This window comes from Streptomyces luteolifulvus (genome assembly GCF_008806595.1).
GTDB lineage: Bacteria > Actinomycetota > Actinomycetes > Streptomycetales > Streptomycetaceae > Streptomyces > Streptomyces luteolifulvus.
Genome location: NZ_VZRB01000029.1, coordinates 1 through 14,886, shown reverse-complemented (window position 1 = coordinate 14,886; position 14,886 = coordinate 1). Strand labels below are relative to the sequence as shown.

At 65.7% G+C, this 14,886-nt stretch carries 13 protein-coding genes; 6 read left to right on the top strand and 7 right to left on the bottom strand.

What is annotated here, in order from left to right; translation table 11 throughout:
* Positions 1-179 precede the first annotated feature (179 nt).
* The 3 genes from F7R91_RS31415 to F7R91_RS31405 all read right to left on the bottom strand — a co-directional run bounded on the left by F7R91_RS31415 (position 180) and on the right by F7R91_RS31405 (position 2,601).
* Entirely contained in the window at positions 180-1,145 is a 966-nt protein-coding gene (locus F7R91_RS31415; RefSeq protein WP_150954607.1) for a phosphotriesterase family protein, read from the bottom strand.
* Positions 1,146-1,342: 197 nt separating this feature from the next.
* The gene (locus F7R91_RS31410; protein WP_150954604.1) at positions 1,343-2,161 is read right to left on the bottom strand and encodes an alpha/beta fold hydrolase; all 819 of its coding nucleotides are present in this window, start codon (positions 2,159-2,161) and stop codon (positions 1,343-1,345) included.
* Positions 2,158-2,601, bottom strand: a complete 444-nt coding sequence (locus F7R91_RS31405) for a hypothetical protein (RefSeq protein WP_150954600.1) — start codon at positions 2,599-2,601, stop codon at positions 2,158-2,160. The genes F7R91_RS31410 and F7R91_RS31405 overlap by 4 nt, the downstream gene beginning before the upstream one ends.
* A gap of 223 nt (positions 2,602-2,824) precedes the next feature.
* Here F7R91_RS31405 and F7R91_RS31400 point away from each other — a divergent pair, with 223 nt between their 5' ends.
* Together F7R91_RS31400 and F7R91_RS31395 are read left to right on the top strand one after the other, a co-directional pair.
* The gene (locus F7R91_RS31400; RefSeq protein WP_150954597.1) at positions 2,825-4,129 is read left to right on the top strand and encodes a transcriptional regulator; all 1,305 of its coding nucleotides are present in this window, start codon (positions 2,825-2,827) and stop codon (positions 4,127-4,129) included.
* A 10-nt stretch (positions 4,130-4,139) separates the two neighbouring features.
* Entirely contained in the window at positions 4,140-5,630 is a 1,491-nt protein-coding gene (locus F7R91_RS31395; RefSeq protein ID WP_150954594.1) for an aldehyde dehydrogenase family protein, read from the top strand.
* A gap of 91 nt (positions 5,631-5,721) precedes the next feature.
* Here the strand turns inward: F7R91_RS31395 and F7R91_RS31390 are convergent, their stop codons facing one another.
* Entirely contained in the window at positions 5,722-6,726 is a 1,005-nt protein-coding gene (locus F7R91_RS31390) for an IclR family transcriptional regulator (RefSeq protein WP_150954591.1), read from the bottom strand.
* 168 nt (positions 6,727-6,894) lie between these two features.
* On the opposite strand from F7R91_RS31390, the gene F7R91_RS31385 reads away from it, so the two are divergent.
* From F7R91_RS31385 to F7R91_RS31375, 3 genes are read left to right on the top strand one after another with little or no spacing between them, the layout of a single operon-like run.
* Complete coding sequence (locus F7R91_RS31385; RefSeq protein WP_150954587.1) at positions 6,895-8,652, top strand: acetolactate synthase catalytic subunit; 1,758 nt, start codon at positions 6,895-6,897, stop codon at positions 8,650-8,652.
* A 7-nt stretch (positions 8,653-8,659) separates the two neighbouring features.
* On the top strand, positions 8,660-10,309 hold the full coding sequence (locus tag F7R91_RS31380) for an AMP-binding protein (protein WP_150954583.1): 1,650 nt from the start codon (positions 8,660-8,662) through the stop codon (positions 10,307-10,309).
* Positions 10,306-11,124, top strand: a complete 819-nt coding sequence (locus F7R91_RS31375) for an SDR family oxidoreductase (protein ID WP_150954580.1) — start codon at positions 10,306-10,308, stop codon at positions 11,122-11,124. The genes F7R91_RS31380 and F7R91_RS31375 overlap by 4 nt, the downstream gene beginning before the upstream one ends.
* Before the next feature lie 122 nt (positions 11,125-11,246).
* Here F7R91_RS31375 and F7R91_RS31370 read toward each other — a convergent pair whose 3' ends face one another.
* Positions 11,247-12,167: a hypothetical protein gene (locus F7R91_RS31370; RefSeq protein ID WP_150954578.1), complete on the bottom strand. Its 921-nt coding sequence runs from the start codon at positions 12,165-12,167 to the stop codon at positions 11,247-11,249.
* Positions 12,164-13,369 carry a hypothetical protein gene (locus F7R91_RS31365; RefSeq protein ID WP_150954575.1) on the bottom strand — a complete coding sequence of 402 codons (1,206 nt, stop codon included), beginning with the start codon at positions 13,367-13,369 and terminating at the stop codon, positions 12,164-12,166. Before F7R91_RS31365 ends, F7R91_RS31370 begins: the two co-directional genes overlap by 4 nt.
* A 24-nt stretch (positions 13,370-13,393) precedes the next feature.
* Between F7R91_RS31365 and F7R91_RS31360 the strand changes: the two genes are divergently transcribed.
* Positions 13,394-14,095 carry a UPF0158 family protein gene (locus F7R91_RS31360; protein WP_150954572.1) on the top strand — a complete coding sequence of 234 codons (702 nt, stop codon included), beginning with the start codon at positions 13,394-13,396 and terminating at the stop codon, positions 14,093-14,095.
* Positions 14,096-14,108: 13 nt separating this feature from the next.
* On the opposite strand, the gene F7R91_RS31355 is transcribed toward F7R91_RS31360, so the two are convergent.
* Positions 14,109-14,423, bottom strand: a complete 315-nt coding sequence (locus F7R91_RS31355; protein ID WP_150954569.1) for a hypothetical protein — start codon at positions 14,421-14,423, stop codon at positions 14,109-14,111.
* Positions 14,424-14,886: the final 463 nt, after the last annotated feature.

The following is a 14,886-nucleotide window of genomic DNA, read 5'->3' as shown; positions in this document are numbered from 1 at the left end:
ATGGTCTGGCCGTCCGTTCTGTGATTGGGGCGTTTCCACAGCGTGCCTGCGGCCGGCGCGCTGAGTTTGAGGTGCCAGGTGCCCCGTAAGCACAAGCGAGTGCGGAGGTGAGAGCCGACGAGGACGACGTTGTCCGGACCGTTCCTTACGCACCCGCAAGCTGAGTGCCTGAGGCTCGCTCAGCCGGCCAGGTAGCGCCTGGGGTTCGTGACGAGGATGGTGTTGATGTCGTGTTCGCTCAGTCCTCGTTCCAGGAGGGCGGGAATGACGTCTTCGCTGATGTGGCGGTAGTTCCAGTTGGGCAGCATTTCCCGTTTGGCTGTGGGATCGCAGAAGTCGATGAAGCAGGAGGCATCGTGGGAGATCACGATGTTTTCGACGAAGCCGCGACGCACGAGTTCGACGATGACGTCGACGCGTTTGGCGAAGGGCAGGAACGGGTCGAGGCCGAACCGGTCCATGCCCAGCAGGGAACCGCGTTCCGCCAGCCGGGTGAGGTAGTCGAGGTCGTCGGAATCCCCGGAGTGACCGACGATCACCTTCGACAGGTCGACACCTTCCTTCTCCAGCACGGCTTGCGCCACCAGGCCGGTTTGGGTTGCCGCGTGCGTGTGCACGGTGATCGGGGCTCCGGTCGCGACGCTTGCCTGCGCCACCGCACGCATAGCGCGTTCGACTCCCGGTGTCAGCCCCGGCTCGTCTATGGCGCACTTGAGGAATGCGGCGCGGACGCCCGTGTCGGCGATACCGGAGGTGATGTCCTTGACGAAGAGTTCGGTCAGGAGCTCGGGCCTGTCGAACATGAGGCCTGGTCCCTGGTAGTGGAACTGGTGCGGTACGTCGTTGAACGTGTAAAGCCCGGTTGCCACGACGATGTTGAGGTCGATCTGTTCCGCGATTCGCTGGATGCGCGGGACATAGCGGCCCAGGCCGAGAACCGTCGGGTCGAGGATTGTGTCGATCCCCAGGCTCTTGAGCTCGCTCAGCTCTCGGACTGCTTCTCTGACCTTCTGTTCCTCGTCCCAATCCGTCTGGTAGTTGTTGCGGTATTCCTCGCCGAGCACGAAGACGTGCTCGTGAACGAGTGTCCTGCCAAGATCTTCCGGTCTTATTGGACCGCCGGCAGTGTGGATCTCTTTCGTCATGGAGGTCACCTTTCTGGTTCGTCTCTCTCGGGACCTAGCGGTGAACCAGGTCGACCTGAGGCCGCTCGTCCCTTTGCGGGCCCGGGTCGGTTACAGCTTCCCGGTGCCTCACCACCAATGGCTGCCGAACGTGACCGTACGCGCTGCCCGATTCGGCGTCCAAAGTGCAACCACCAAGGTGCGGCGCGGAAATCGACTCAGCGCTGTGCCTGGAGGAATTCCAGTACCTTCGGGATCACGAGGTCCGGTCGTTCCAGCAGAGGGCTGTGACCGACGCCGGGTACCATCATCAATTCCGAGGCGGGAAGTCCACTCGCGAACTCCTCAGCCCACTCCGGCGGTCGCACCGGACACTCCTCACCACTGATGACCAACGTCGGTACTCGCACCTCAGGCAGCAGGCCTGTGGCATCCCCGCGCAAAGCAACACCGGCCATGGCAGGCCTCAGGCTGGGTGGAAGCTGGGCCAGGCGATCCGTCCAGAGCGCGACCGTCTCCTTCATACGGCTTGAGGCACGCGTCGACTCTCCGAACATGACATGCACCACGAACTCGAGCCGTTCTCCCGTGAAGCCGTTCTGGACAACGTCGTCGATCCACGTCATGTAAGCGTCGACCTTGTCGGCCGGTTCGGACCGTGCTGAGGAACCAAGGAAGATCATCGACTTCACGAGGTCAGGACGGTATGCGGCAAGGCGCACCCCGACGTCTCCGCCCATGGAGGAGACCAGCACCTGGGCCCGGGAAACTTCCAATTGATCCAGAAGAGCCGCGATGTCACCGGCGCACTGCTCCATCGTGACCACGTCGCGGTCGGTCCCGGCGCTTCGGCCCTGGCCGCGGAAGTCCGGGCGGATCAGCCGAAAGGCGCCTGTCGCCTCTTCGACGAAGCTGTCGAACATCCGGTTGTCCAGGAAGAGCGAATGGAGACAGACGACCGGCTCCAGCGACTCCTCACCAGTGTCATCCACGTGGAGGGACGTTCCTGCCACCCGGATCGTGTCAGCAGTTTTCATGGTGCACTTCTTTCTGCGTGGAGAGCGTCCTTCTCCTGCGGTACGTCCATGGGCCCCGAGCCGGGCCTGCGGTCGCGTGGAAGGTGAGGCTTGCGAATGGTTCGGATGGCGCGGTCCACGACGAGGCCGAACGGTTGACGGCGCCCGTGCCTGCCGCAGCGATGAGCGGGTCCCCGCCGCGTCTCGGGGCGGCCCTGGGTCAACGTCATCGCTGGCATCCATGCGACGACACCCGTGCTTTTGATCTTCAGCCCGATCACCCGCTCGTCCGTGCTGCGTCTGACATTCAGGCTCAGCGGCACGTGCTCTGTCGTGTCGCAGCCGACGGAGTCCACGGGCTTGTCCAGACCCACCGCGACCAGGGTTGGGCTCACTTCGCAGTAGCCCACGTTGCCGCCGCGTGACGCGACGAGCAACGTCGTCATGGTTGTGTCCAGCATGGTCCCGTGGCTTTCTTGCGCGGCGGCCTCCGGGTCTCCGAGCGACGCCGCAGCGCGCGGCCGGCGTGTCGACGCGGCTCCAAGACCCGAATTCCCCTGGATTGGCGAGACATGGTTTGCACCACACCGCTATCAGCGTATGGTCGCTGCACACGCATGTCAATATTCGCAATGAATTTCAAATAATGAAACCCAGCCTCCCCGGACAGCAAGGAGAACGGCCATGGGTCCATCGATGGAACGGGCGGTGCCCCCAGCCAGGGAGTTGCGCGCGCTGCGCGACACGTGGGCCTTGCACTGGGCGGCGTTCTTCGAGTCAGGTGGCGAGGCGGCGCCATCGCTGCCACAAGACATCCGCGACAGCTGGGTCCGTACCAGAGAGCTCACCGCACCGCTGACAACGGTCGCCGCGGCGCATCGACTGGCCGCGAACGAAGCGGACTTCCCCCTGCGTAGCGCTGCACGTCACTTGGAACCGCACATGCGGGCGCTCTCCGTGGAGTCCGGCTACCTGATCGCAATCGCAGACACGGCAGGTGCGCTGGTCCATACCTCAGCCGGCCGGGACATGCTCAGACGGGCCGAGCGTGTGAACGCGGTGCCTCAGAGCACCTGGGCCGAGCATGTAATGGGCACGAACGCCTTGAGTATCACGCTCCGCACGGGGCGTCCCGCCCAAGTGTGCGCAAGCCAGCATGCCGCCCAAACGCTCCATGACTGGACCTGCTGGGCAGTACCCATACGCGCAGGGGGCACTGGTGCCCTGAGCGGGGTGGTGAACATCGCCGCCCCGTGGGATCACTACGCACCCATGGGTGCCGCGCTTGCGCGAAGCGTCGCCCTCATGGTCGAGGAGGCTCAGGCAGGACTGGGGTACTCAGGCTCCGGTGAGCGGCCGCAACTGGTCATACGCCTGCTGGGCCCTGCACAGGTGGCTCTGCGAGGAGCGCCTGTACCCCTTTCCCCGCGGCAAATCGAGATCGTTGCCATTCTCGCGATGACGCCCGGCGGTGTCTCCTTCGATCAGTTGCACAGTCACCTGTACGGCGACCGGCGCGTTGCCGCCACGACGTTGCGGGTCGAGTTGTCGAAGCTGCGATCCCTCCTGGGAGGCGACGTGCTGCTCAGCCGGCCCTACCGGTTGAACGCGAAGGTCGATCTCGACCTGTCCCGAGCCCTTGGGCATCTCGCGGCAGGTGAAACGCATCAGGTCCTGGATCTGCTCCGTGGAGAGCCACTGCCCGGGTCGGCCTCGCCCTACCTCCAGGAGATATGTACTCATGTGTGCGTCTCTCTTCGAAACCGCCTGCTCCTCACGGGTTGTGCCAGCGGTGCCCTGCGTTATGCCGAGATCTTTCCCTGGGATGACGAGGTCCTCCGCACTGCGATAGAGCACACTCCGCAGCATGATCCGCGTCTTTCCCTGCTGCTCGGGCGGCTTGCGGCCTCGGCGTCCCCGGCGCCAACACTTCGCCAACATCTCGGACCTACGCTCGGCGCCCGAGACGGCAACCTAGTGCCGTGGTAAGGAGTAGAGGATGTCAGAAACGCTGGCGGCCGACCGGCGGACGCCTTTCCTGTCCAAGCCTGCCAAGCTGTTCATCGACGGAGAGTTCGTCGACGCCGCGGACGGACGCACATTCACGACCGTCGATCCAGGCACTGCCAAGCCCCTGGCCGAGGTCGCGGAAGCGTCGGCAGAGGATGTGAACCGCGCCGTTGCGGCCGCACGCCGGGCTCTCGAGGGCCCCTGGTCTCGTCTGTCGCCGAGTGAGCGTGGCCGAATGATCCATCGCATAGGCGATCTATTGGCCGAGCACGCCGAGGAATTCGCTGAGCTGGAAAGCCTCGACAACGGCAAGCCCTTCAGCGCCGCCCTCGGCGTCGAGGTGCCCCTTGCGGCCGACATGTTCCATTACATGGCCGGCGCGGCGACGCGGCTACGAGGCGCCACAATGACCCCGTCCGTTCCCTATATGCCGGGCAAGGAGTTTCACGCGTACACCCTACGGGAGCCTGTTGGCGTCGTGGGACAGATCATCCCTTGGAATGTCCCCCTCCTCATGGCGGCATGGAAGCTCGCACCGGCGCTCGCGGCCGGGAACACCGTGGTGCTGAAGCCGGCCGAACAGACCCCACTGTCTGCGCTTCGCCTGGGGGAGCTGTTGCAGGAGGCGGGGCTCCCCGCCGGGGTCGTCAACATCGTGCCAGGCTTCGGTGAGACAGCCGGCGCTCACCTCGCCCAGCACGACGGAATCGACAAGATCGCTTTTACGGGCTCGACCGAGGTCGGCAAGGCGATCGTCCGCGCATCGGCCGGCAACTTGAAGCGGGTCTCGCTGGAGCTCGGCGGGAAGTCGCCGAACATCATCTTTGCCGACGCAGACATCGACGCCGCCATCGAGGGCGCCGCCCTGGGCGCGTTCTACAACCAGGGGGAGGTGTGCTCGGCCGGCTCTCGCCTGTACGTACAGGAAGCGCAGTTCGATCGCGTTGTCGAGGCGCTGGCCTCCTACGCCTCCGCCATCGAGGTGGGGTATGGGCTGCATCCCGATTCACAGATGGGACCGCTGGTGTCGAAGGAGCACCAGGACCGCGTCGGCGCGTATCTCGAGCTCGGTCAGGAGTGCGGCGGGGAGGTACTCGCCGGCGGAAAGCTCATGGAGGGCCCCGGCTTCTTCGTGCAGCCCAGCGTGATCGCACGGCCGAACACGGACCACCGGCTCGTTCGTGAGGAGATATTCGGACCTGTCGTAACAGCTCTGCCCTTCCAGGACATCGACGACCTCGCCGATCAGGCGAACGACACGGTCTACGGCCTTGCTGCCGGCATATGGACGACCGACATCTCCAAGGCACACCGCCTCGCGAAACGTCTCAAGGCAGGCACAGTGCACGTCAACACCTACCACGTCTTTGCAGCAGAAACCCCCTTCGGTGGCTACAAGCAGAGCGGATGGGGAAGGGAGAAGGGCGACGAGGTGCTCGATCATTACCTTGAGACGAAGTCAGTGATCGTCGGGCTTTGACCCATCACGAGCGTCGAAGCGGGAGCCGCATCCCGGTATCCGGGTCCTCGCATGGCCGCGCACCAACAAGCGCGGCCATGCAATGGCGCCATCAGCTGGTGAGGAGTGCGGTTGCCTGACGGGCCGCCTCCAGGACATCATGGACCCGCTCGGAATGCGTGCTGCTGATCCTGGATGTCGGGGCCACGATGCCAACCGCGCCGTACACGTTCCCGCCCTTGTCGAACACAGGGGACCCGATGGCCGAGATACCGAGGCTTGACTTCGTGTCCACCGCCCAGCCCTGACGGCGAATCACCTCAAACTCCCGATCCAGAGCCGCAAGCATGTCCTGCTGCTCGGCCTCCGAGTATTCTCCCAAGTCCTTGAGTACCATCTCGCGTTGCTGCTCGGGGCTCAGATGCGCAAGCACCGCCTTGCCCGCTGCCCGGATGTATTCTCGGCCCGCCAGCCCGACGTACAGACCACTGACCCTCAACGGCTGCGATCCTTCGACAAGCACCTTGAGAATCACCCGGTTATTGGTCTCCAAGGTGGAGAAGAACGCCGTCTCCTCACACTTCCGCGCAAGTTCGTCCACGAGCGCAGACAGCTTCTCACTGACGTTGAAGCTGCGCTGAAACCCGTTGAACAGAGCCCCGACGCTCGCTCCCAGGGTCAGCCTGAGGTCTGGTCGTCGTTCGAGATATCCACGACCGACCAGCGTCCGCATCAGGTGGTAACACGTCGTGATGTTCAAGCCCAGATCAGAGGACACCTCCTGAACAGTCGGCGGGGCATCGCGTCCAGCAACGTATTCGAGAAAGTTCAGCGCACGCTCGACCGTCTGGAGCGGAGGCTGCTTACTTGATCGCGTGTTCACATTATGAAAATTAGCACGCGGTGAACGCGCCTCAGGAGCTGATCGACAGGGGGAACAGCCATGCCGGCCCGGAGGCCAGCGGCCCTCTTGCAGGACCGCGACGAAACATGACCGGGGTCTGGCTGATGCGCGGCGCCACCACTGCGGCAAGAGTCCACCTGCATCGCGCCGCAGGTACAGCCGATGCGGTCGGGCCGGCGCCCTGCGTCTGCTCAAGGCCGCCCCCTGACGCATTAGAGACGTACGTACCTGCCGGCCGACGTCGTCTGCGCACGCGCGGCAGCTGATGTGTGCCCCTGCGCTGCCGAGGTCGGACCCCTCAACCCTCGAGTTCCGTGTTTTCAATAGTTGACATAGATTTCATAGTATGAAATGGTCGGGCGCATAACGAGGAGGAAGCTCATGAGTGACACCGTTGCTGACGTACTCGCCAAGGCCCTTGCCCGGCATGGTGTGACATCGATCTTTGGCCAGAGCAACCCAACGGCTTTCATGCTGGCTGCCGAGCGGATAGGGATCCGCCAGATCCTGTACCGCACCGAGAACGCCGCAGGCGTGATGGCTGACGGCTTCGCCCGGATCAGCAATCGGATCGCTGTTGTCGCTGCCCAGAACGGTCCGGCCGCCACGCTCATGGTGCCGCCCATGGCGGAAGCCCTGAAGGCGTCAATCCCGATGCTGGTTCTGGTGCAGGAGGTACCGGCGTCGGCGCGGGACCGTAACGCCTTCCAAGAACTGGATCACTTCGCCCTCTTCGCCGGGGTTTCGAAGTGGACGCGCCGAGTCGACGACCCCTCGAGAGTCGAAGACAACGTGGACATGGCCATGACGGTCGCCAGCAGTGGTCGGCCAGGCCCCGTCGTGCTACTGCTCCCGAGAGACGTCCTGCAGGCGCCGGCAGCAACAGCCCGTTTCACGCGCCAGCGCGACCTGGGAGGGTTTCCACTCGACCGGCCGCGGCCCGAGGCCACTGCAGTTGCGGAGGCGGCTCGCCTCATCGCTCAGGCTCGCTCACCCTTGGTGGTCGCAGGTGGCGGAGTGCACCTTTCTGGTGCGGTAAGGGAACTGACCGCACTCCAACGCGTTGCGCACCTGCCCGTCGTGACGACGAACATGGGGAAGGGGGCGGTGAGTGAGCTGGACGCGCTGTCGTTGGGCGTGGCAGCGAATGTAACGGGCCAAAGGGGCCCGGCCCACCACCATCTGTCCCTCATCCAGGAGGCCGACGTCGTCCTACTGGTCGGGACACGGACCAACGAGAACGGGACGGAGGGATGGACCCTCACCTCGCCCAGCGCAAAGTACATCCACATCGACATGGATCCGCTGGAAGTCGGCCGCAATTACGAAGCGTTGCGGCTTGTCGGCGACGCAAGATCGGCTCTTGGTGATCTCGCTGACGCACTGGAGGCATGCGACCTCACGAGGCGGCAGCTCGCAGCAGAATCTCTTCGCGAGCGCATCTCCGAGGGACGTCAGCGCCGCGCTGATGAGATCGAGGCGGCGGTGCCCTTCGACAATCATCCCATCGCTCCCGAGAGGCTTCTGCGGGAGCTGGATGCGTTGCTCGTCCCCGACGACATCGTCGTCGCGGACGCCAGCTACTCCTCGTTCTGGGTAGCGAGCTACCTCACGGCCAAGCGGGCCGGCCAGCGGTTCATACTGCCCCGTGGTCTGGCAGGGCTGGGGTGGGGTCTACCTCTGGGGTTGGGAGTGAAGCTGGCAACTCCCGACGCCCGCGTGGTCGCCGTCGTCGGCGACGGCGGGTTCGCCCATGTGTGGTCCGAACTGGAGACAGCCATCCGTGAGGACCTCCCTGTGACCGTGATTGTGCTCAACAACCAGCTCCTCGCCGCTCAGGCGCACGCAGAGATGGCCGCCTTCGGGCAGACGACCACCGGCATCGATTTCAAGCCGGTGGATCACGCAGCGATGGCGGAGGCGGTCGGGGCCGCCGGAGCCCGCATCACCAGCCCCGATCAGCTGGAGCCTGCACTCAAAGATGCTCTGGCATCCACCATGGTGACTGTGTTGGACGTAGTGGTCGATCCGCATTCGTATCCCCCAGTGCGCGCCTGGGACGGAAATACAGACCGGATCAACCGGCGACCCAAGGCCGACCAAGGCGTGCCCGCAATGCCCAACCATCCGAAGGGATGACGAAGAGGTGTCGTCAAGAGACTACGAAACGAGAGCGTCGCACTGGCCTGCCACGACCACAATCTCCGACTGCGACTACACAATCGGTGACGCCCTTCGGAAGGCCGCTGCCCGTTGGCCTTCTCGGACCGCACTGGTGGAGGGCATCGTCGGATGTGACGCACGCACCTGGTCCTACGCTGAGCTCCTTCGTGACTCGGAGGCGGTAGCGAGTGCTCTGCTGGCCCATTTCCGCCCCGGCGAACGGATTGCTGTCTGGTCAGCCAACTCCCCGGAATGGGTATGCCTGGAGCTCGGAGCGGCGCTGGCGGGCATCACTCTCGTGACCGTCAACCCGGCCTATCGTTCTGCTGAACTTGAATTCGTCCTCCGGCAGTCACGGGCACATGGAATCTTCGTCCAACCGCAGGTCCACTCACGCGATCTGCTGGCCATGGCACGGACCGTGTCCGAAGAGCTGCCCGAGCTTCGACTCGTCCAGTCTCTGGAGCAGTGGGACGACTTCCTGTCCTCCTCTTCAGCCGGCACCCTCCACCTGCCACACGTCGGTTTCACTGACCCCGCCCAGATCCAGTACACCTCGGGGACTACCGGCTTTCCCAAGGGCGCCATGCTCTCCCACCGAGCCCTTGCCGTGAACGGTCGCCTGTATGCAGAGACGATCGGGGCGACACCGGAAGACGTATGGGTCAATCCCATGCCGCTGTTCCACACGGCTGGCTGTGGGCTCGTCACCCTGGGCGCACTGCAGACCGGCGGTGTCCACGTGTTGCCGGGCAGGTTCGACGCCGATCTGATGCTGGATCTGTTCGAGCGCCACCGCGGGACGATTCTGCTGTCAGTGCCCACCATGCTCATCCGGATGTTGGACGCTCAGCGCGCGTCAGCGCGTGACCTCAGTTCGTGGAGGCTCGCAACATTGGGCGGCGCTCCTGTGCCGGTCGAGCTCATCCGTCGGGCCCGGCGCGACTTCGGCGTCGACGTCGGGATCGGCTACGGACAGACGGAAGCGGCGCCCTACATCACCCACACCGTCCCGAGTGACATGCATCCGCAGTGGATGGAGACGGTCGGACGGCCCCTGCCGCAGGTAGAAGTGAAGATCGCCCCCCAGGGCACCGGCGAGCCGCTGCCCATCGGTGAACTGGGCGAAATCTGCACGCGGAGCATCTGCGTAATGAGCGGCTACTTCGAGAACCCGGAGGCTACCGCCACGGCCATCGACAAGGACGGCTGGCTCCGCACCGGCGACCTGGGAAGCATGGACGCGGCGGGATACGTGCGTATCACGGGCCGGGTCAAGGACATGATCATCCGCGGTGGCGAGAACATCTATCCCCGCGAGATCGAGGATCTCCTTTTCACCCACGAATCGGTCGCCAACGTGTCGGTCGTAGGCCTGCCGCATCACGAGTGGGGAGAAATTGTCGCTGCATTCGTCCAGGCCCGACCCGGTGCACCCCTCACGCAGGAGGCCCTGATCAGCCACTGCACGGGGCGGATCGCCAGCTACAAGATCCCGCAGGTCTGGGAATTCGTCGCCGACTTCCCGCAGACAGCGTCCGGGAAGATTCAGAAGTTCGCGCTTCGCGACCACTATCTCAGCCGCACCGGCCCGCCACCCCAGCCGGACGACCTGCATCGGAGAGGCGCATGACCGCCATGAAGGACAAGACGCTCTTCATCACCGGCGGCAGCCGTGGCATCGGCCGTGCCATTGCGCTCCGGGCTGCCGCCGAGGGAGCCAACGTCGTTATCGCAGCCAAGACAGCCGAACCACACCCAAAGCTCCCGGGGACCATCCACACCGTCGCGGCCGAGATCGAGGCGGCAGGCGGGCGTGCACTCCCTCTGGCTCTCGATGTACGCGAAGAGGATCAGGTCGCGGAGGCCGTGGCATCGGCCGCCCACCACTTCGGTGGTATCGATGTGCTGGTGAACAACGCAAGTGCGGTGTTTCTTGCAAAGACCGCGGAAACGCCACTCAAGCGTTTCGATTTGATGTTCGACATCAATGTGCGAGGAACGTTCGCCGCGTCGCAGGCGTGCATCCCATACCTCGAACGTTCCGAGAACGGACACATCCTGACCATGTCGCCGCCGATCGATCTGCACCCCGGCTGGTTCGCCGGCCGAAGCGCTTACACCATGTCCAAGTTCGCAATGAGCATGACGGTGCTCGGTTTGGCGGAAGAACTACGAGCCAGCAACGTGGCCGTCAACGCGCTGTGGCCCAGGACCATGATCTACACAGCCGCATCCGCGATCTTCGGTCTCGACCGAGCGGGCTGCCGTTCGACCGGCATCATGGCCGATGCAGCGCACGCCATCCTCACCCGTCCGAGCGCCGAATGCACCGGCAACTTTTTCCTCGATGAGGAGGTACTTCGCGAGGAAGGTGTCACCGACTTTGCGAAGTACGAACTCGTTCCCGGCACGCCGCCTGAAATCGACCTCTTCGTGACACCCTGACAGGGCGGCAAACCATGTTGTCAACGGCCAGTTCGTTCTCCCCAGAGTGTGAGGTCCCGCGAGATCTTGGACAGTTTGGTCCCAGAAGACGCTGGACGTCACCGGTAGATGCTGGACAGTCGCTACTCCCTCGTGCGTGCGACCGCCTTGAACTGCCTGATCGGTTTGTCGCTGGTGCGGGCGTGGGTGGACAGTTCGACGTCGCCGTCCAGGACGCGGAAGACGGTGTCCTCCATGAGGATGGTCACGGTCTCGGTGCGCGGCACCATGCCAGGCAGGTACCAGTCGTAGCGGTCGGCGGCCTCGACGACCAGGGCGCGGGGCAGGTAGCCGGCCTGGGTCAGTGCCACGCCGTCGCCGGCCGACTCCAGCAGCCAGCGCAGGGGTTCGGCCGCGTTGTCGTGTACTTCGGGCGCGGTGGCGAGCAGGTTGGCCAGTCGGCTGCGCAGACGGCGGCGGGCGGCGGGCGGGGCTTCCGCCCACGCGCAGCGGCGTTCGCTGTGGATCGCGTCCAGCGGGGCCTGGCCGTCATGGGCGGGGTGCGGGGTCGTGAGCCAGCGTTCCAGGTGCAAGGTGCGGGCGGTGGCGTATCCGCGGGCGCTCGGCACGAGCACACTGTCGTCCAGTGCCTGTTCCAGCATCCGGGACGCGTTGCTGCGGGCGACGGCTTCGTCGATGCCCATCACCGGCCCCCAGGCGAGCAGTGCGGTGTCCGGCGGGGTCACCGGGGAGGCGTCCACCGCTTGCCGGAAGGCGGCCCGACCCTCTTCGGACGTGCGCTGCCACGCGTCGAGGATCGCGAGGGTGGCCGCTGACGTACAGACCGCGGCGGCGCGGGGCCGGTCCGCGTCGTTGAGAAGCTCGGCCAGGGCGGCGAGAATGTGCGGGTACTCGGCGGGCTCGGCAGCCCACTTGACCGGCAGTTCGTACCAGCAGAACCGTTCTACATCCTGCTGGGCGAACGAGCCGGCCGGGTCGCCGTCCGGCAGCAGCCAGCCCAGCAGGTGATCCCGAACGTCTCCCGTGTTGCCGGTGTGCATCATGTATGTCCTTCTTGTTCGACTTCGAGGGCCCGGCGCCGGACCCAGTCCTGATGCAACCCCGGGCGGTCCGCAGCCCGGAGCACGGCACACGCGGTCGTGGCATCACCGCGCCGCAGGGCGCAGGCGACCATGGCGTCCAAGGGCTGCCAGTCCTCTGAGCCGAGCAGGGCCGCGGTGGCGGCGAACCGGTCCACCGCTCCGGCCGCGACCTGGGCGTAGGCGCGCCGGCCGAGGATCTCAAGGGCGCGGAAGTCCCAGCGAGCCGCGGCGTACTCGCGGTGCAACTCCGCGACCAGATCATCCACAAGTTCCAGATCGCTCTGGACCCCGGCGTGCAGGAACACCTGGGTCTCCTGCCGGAAGGTCCCGCCGAAGTCGCCGGTCTCACCGAGGACTTCGAGGAAGTCCCGCCAGAACACCGCGGCGGGGATCGACACCTGCCGCCACGGAACGGCGGTGTACTCGGCCACCGCGTGGCGCAGCCACTCGCCCAGGGTGCCGCACGAGTCGTCGCACACGCGCAGCGCCCGCACCCCGCACGTCAGCGCGGCCCGCCGGACGGCCAGCAGCCGCGCCGGATCGCCGCCTGCCGCCTCGATCTGGCCGATGGTGGTTTCGACGAGCACCTCAGCCAGTGCCATGGTCGCCCACTGGCCATGGTGCCGGTCCAGATCCACCCCTTGGACAAGCGTCTCGTACGGCCCCTGAGGCGAGACGGGAAAACTTGGCCATGCCCCGGTCAGGGCCCGCTCGGACAGTCGCCGACCGGGAGTGCTGCACATGGCCTCCGTCTTCGCCCGCCCCTCCAACGGCTGCCTCCATACCTTGGCGCGGGCCCGCGCGACGACCTTCGGGTCGCGCACCGCCTCGTCGGCCAGCTCGGCCGCGCCCAGCCGAGCCGCCGTGAGGCGCTCACGCAGGTCCAGGAGGTGGCTCCACAGCGGTTCCAGAAACGTCCCGTGCATCATCCCGCCGGACCGCTCCCGCGTCAGGTGCGCATCGAACTCATCCCAGTCGCTCCCGCAGTCCACCACGCACACGACGGCGAACCACACGTCCCAGTACGTCCACCGGCCGGACGGCGCCGCATGCGGCCAGGGCTCCGGGCCGAACACCGGCGGTCGCCGCCTGCCGGAGGGCTTCCCGGCATTGCTCTCCATGGCCACCACCGCATACTGACAGCAGCCGATGGCTTGCGGCATACCCGTCGGCGTAGCCTCGCGGACATGACCGAGGCCTGGACCGAGCACGCGCTCAAGGCGCTCCGTGCCGCCTGCCGTACCGAGGACGGCGCGTCCCTGCTCGCCGTGCTGCGCATGCAGGACCTCGGTGATGTGCTGCAGCAGTGCGGCGACGCGCTCAGCGTGGCCGCATCGCGGGGCGTGCCCGGTGCCGGGGAGACGGCGGCCCGGTGTGCGGCCGCTCTGCGCGAGCGGGACTGGCCCGGCGATGAGGTGCTCGTCGGACAGCTCGACACCGCGGTCGGCTCCGTGGCCTCCGCGCTGCGACCGCTGCCGGTGGATCTGGAGGAGTTGTCCGGCCTGCTGGAAGGCGATCCTGCCTGGAGCGGTGGTCGTATCCACCTGAACACCGGCGAGTGCCGCCCCGCTGTCGGGGACGACGAACTGCCGTGGTCCGAGGACGAATCGGAGGACGAGCGCTGGCTGCACGTTCCGGGCGCGGGTTCGCGTGACGCCTACCGTGACATGGAGGACTTCATCGTCACCATCGATGACCAGGACCTGGCCAAGTTCCTCGGCATCGCGATCCAGGGGCAGGGGGCTTTCCACCGCTTCAAGGACATGCTGGCCACCTCACCTGCGCAGCTGCAGCGGTACTGGTTGTTCTCGGCGGAACGGCAGTTGGGCCGGGCCCGGGCCTGGCTCGCGGAGCACGGCTACCGGCCCGCGTCACCGGGAGGTCGCTGACCCAGACGGCCCTTTACGGTCCCCAGCGCCGGTACGCCTCGATCCACTCGGCTCCCTCGGGTGCCGGATCAGGCAGCGGAAGGTCGAGGATGCCGATCGCCTGCCGATGCCTGTCGCGTGTGCAGACCGCCACGATCCGACTGCCCGGCAGCAGGTCCACCTTCTTCACGGTGACCTTCACCCCGAGAACGACCGTCTCGAACGGGACGGCGAGATGCTCGGCGATCATCGTGAACAGGCCGGTGAGCTGCTCCTCGTCGTCGTAGGCATCCACGGTGGCCTGTGCGACCAGTTCGTCGAGCTGTGCCTCGCTCAGCTGCTTGCCCATGGCCACCAACGTATCCGTGAGACAGGTCAGGTTAGGCACGCCAAGGGGCGACTTCTTCGCGAGGGGCTACCTACCCGTGGTCGCGGAACGACGTGATGGCCAACAGCGGCCGTCCTGACCGAGCTTGCCGGGCAGCGGAAGCCGAGAGACCCGCGCAAGTTGTAACGGACAGTGAAGTTTCCGTGATTCGCGACATGCACCCGGGGCGCGAACCTGCGGCTGCGCGATGAGACGACCAAGACCTGGTGAGACGGGGTATCACCCGCGGATACGTGCCCGTGCAGAGAGGTGTCGCGATAGGGCGCGACCTCGCGAGGAAACCAGGAAAATGCCCGTTGACCTGACCCTATGAGGGCGGGGGCTCCCCCTCCCGGCTCGTTCAGGGAACAATCGTTCTGGGGGAGCCGAGTCGGGGTCTGGAGGCCCGCGATGTCGGCTTACGTAGGGATCGATGTGCACCGGC

Excerpts from the sequence above, each read along its gene's own strand:
- F7R91_RS31405 (WP_150954600.1), bottom strand. The coding sequence starts at position 2,601 with ATGCTGGACACAACCATGACGACGTTGCTCGTCGCGTCACGCGGCGGC.
- F7R91_RS31360 (WP_150954572.1), top strand. The coding sequence starts at position 13,394 with ATGACCGAGGCCTGGACCGAGCACGCGCTCAAGGCGCTCCGTGCCGCC.
- F7R91_RS31375 (WP_150954580.1), top strand. The coding sequence starts at position 10,306 with ATGACCGCCATGAAGGACAAGACGCTCTTCATCACCGGCGGCAGCCGT.
- F7R91_RS31390 (WP_150954591.1), bottom strand. The coding sequence starts at position 6,726 with ATGCGTCAGGGGGCGGCCTTGAGCAGACGCAGGGCGCCGGCCCGACCG.
- F7R91_RS31370 (WP_150954578.1), bottom strand. The coding sequence starts at position 12,167 with ATGATGCACACCGGCAACACGGGAGACGTTCGGGATCACCTGCTGGGC.
- F7R91_RS31365 (WP_150954575.1), bottom strand. The coding sequence starts at position 13,369 with ATGCCGCAAGCCATCGGCTGCTGTCAGTATGCGGTGGTGGCCATGGAG.
- F7R91_RS31400 (WP_150954597.1), top strand. The coding sequence starts at position 2,825 with ATGGGTCCATCGATGGAACGGGCGGTGCCCCCAGCCAGGGAGTTGCGC.
- F7R91_RS31355 (WP_150954569.1), bottom strand. The coding sequence starts at position 14,423 with ATGGGCAAGCAGCTGAGCGAGGCACAGCTCGACGAACTGGTCGCACAG.
- F7R91_RS31415 (WP_150954607.1), bottom strand. The coding sequence starts at position 1,145 with ATGACGAAAGAGATCCACACTGCCGGCGGTCCAATAAGACCGGAAGAT.
- F7R91_RS31395 (WP_150954594.1), top strand. The coding sequence starts at position 4,140 with ATGTCAGAAACGCTGGCGGCCGACCGGCGGACGCCTTTCCTGTCCAAG.
- F7R91_RS31410 (WP_150954604.1), bottom strand. The coding sequence starts at position 2,161 with ATGAAAACTGCTGACACGATCCGGGTGGCAGGAACGTCCCTCCACGTG.
- F7R91_RS31385 (WP_150954587.1), top strand. The coding sequence starts at position 6,895 with ATGAGTGACACCGTTGCTGACGTACTCGCCAAGGCCCTTGCCCGGCAT.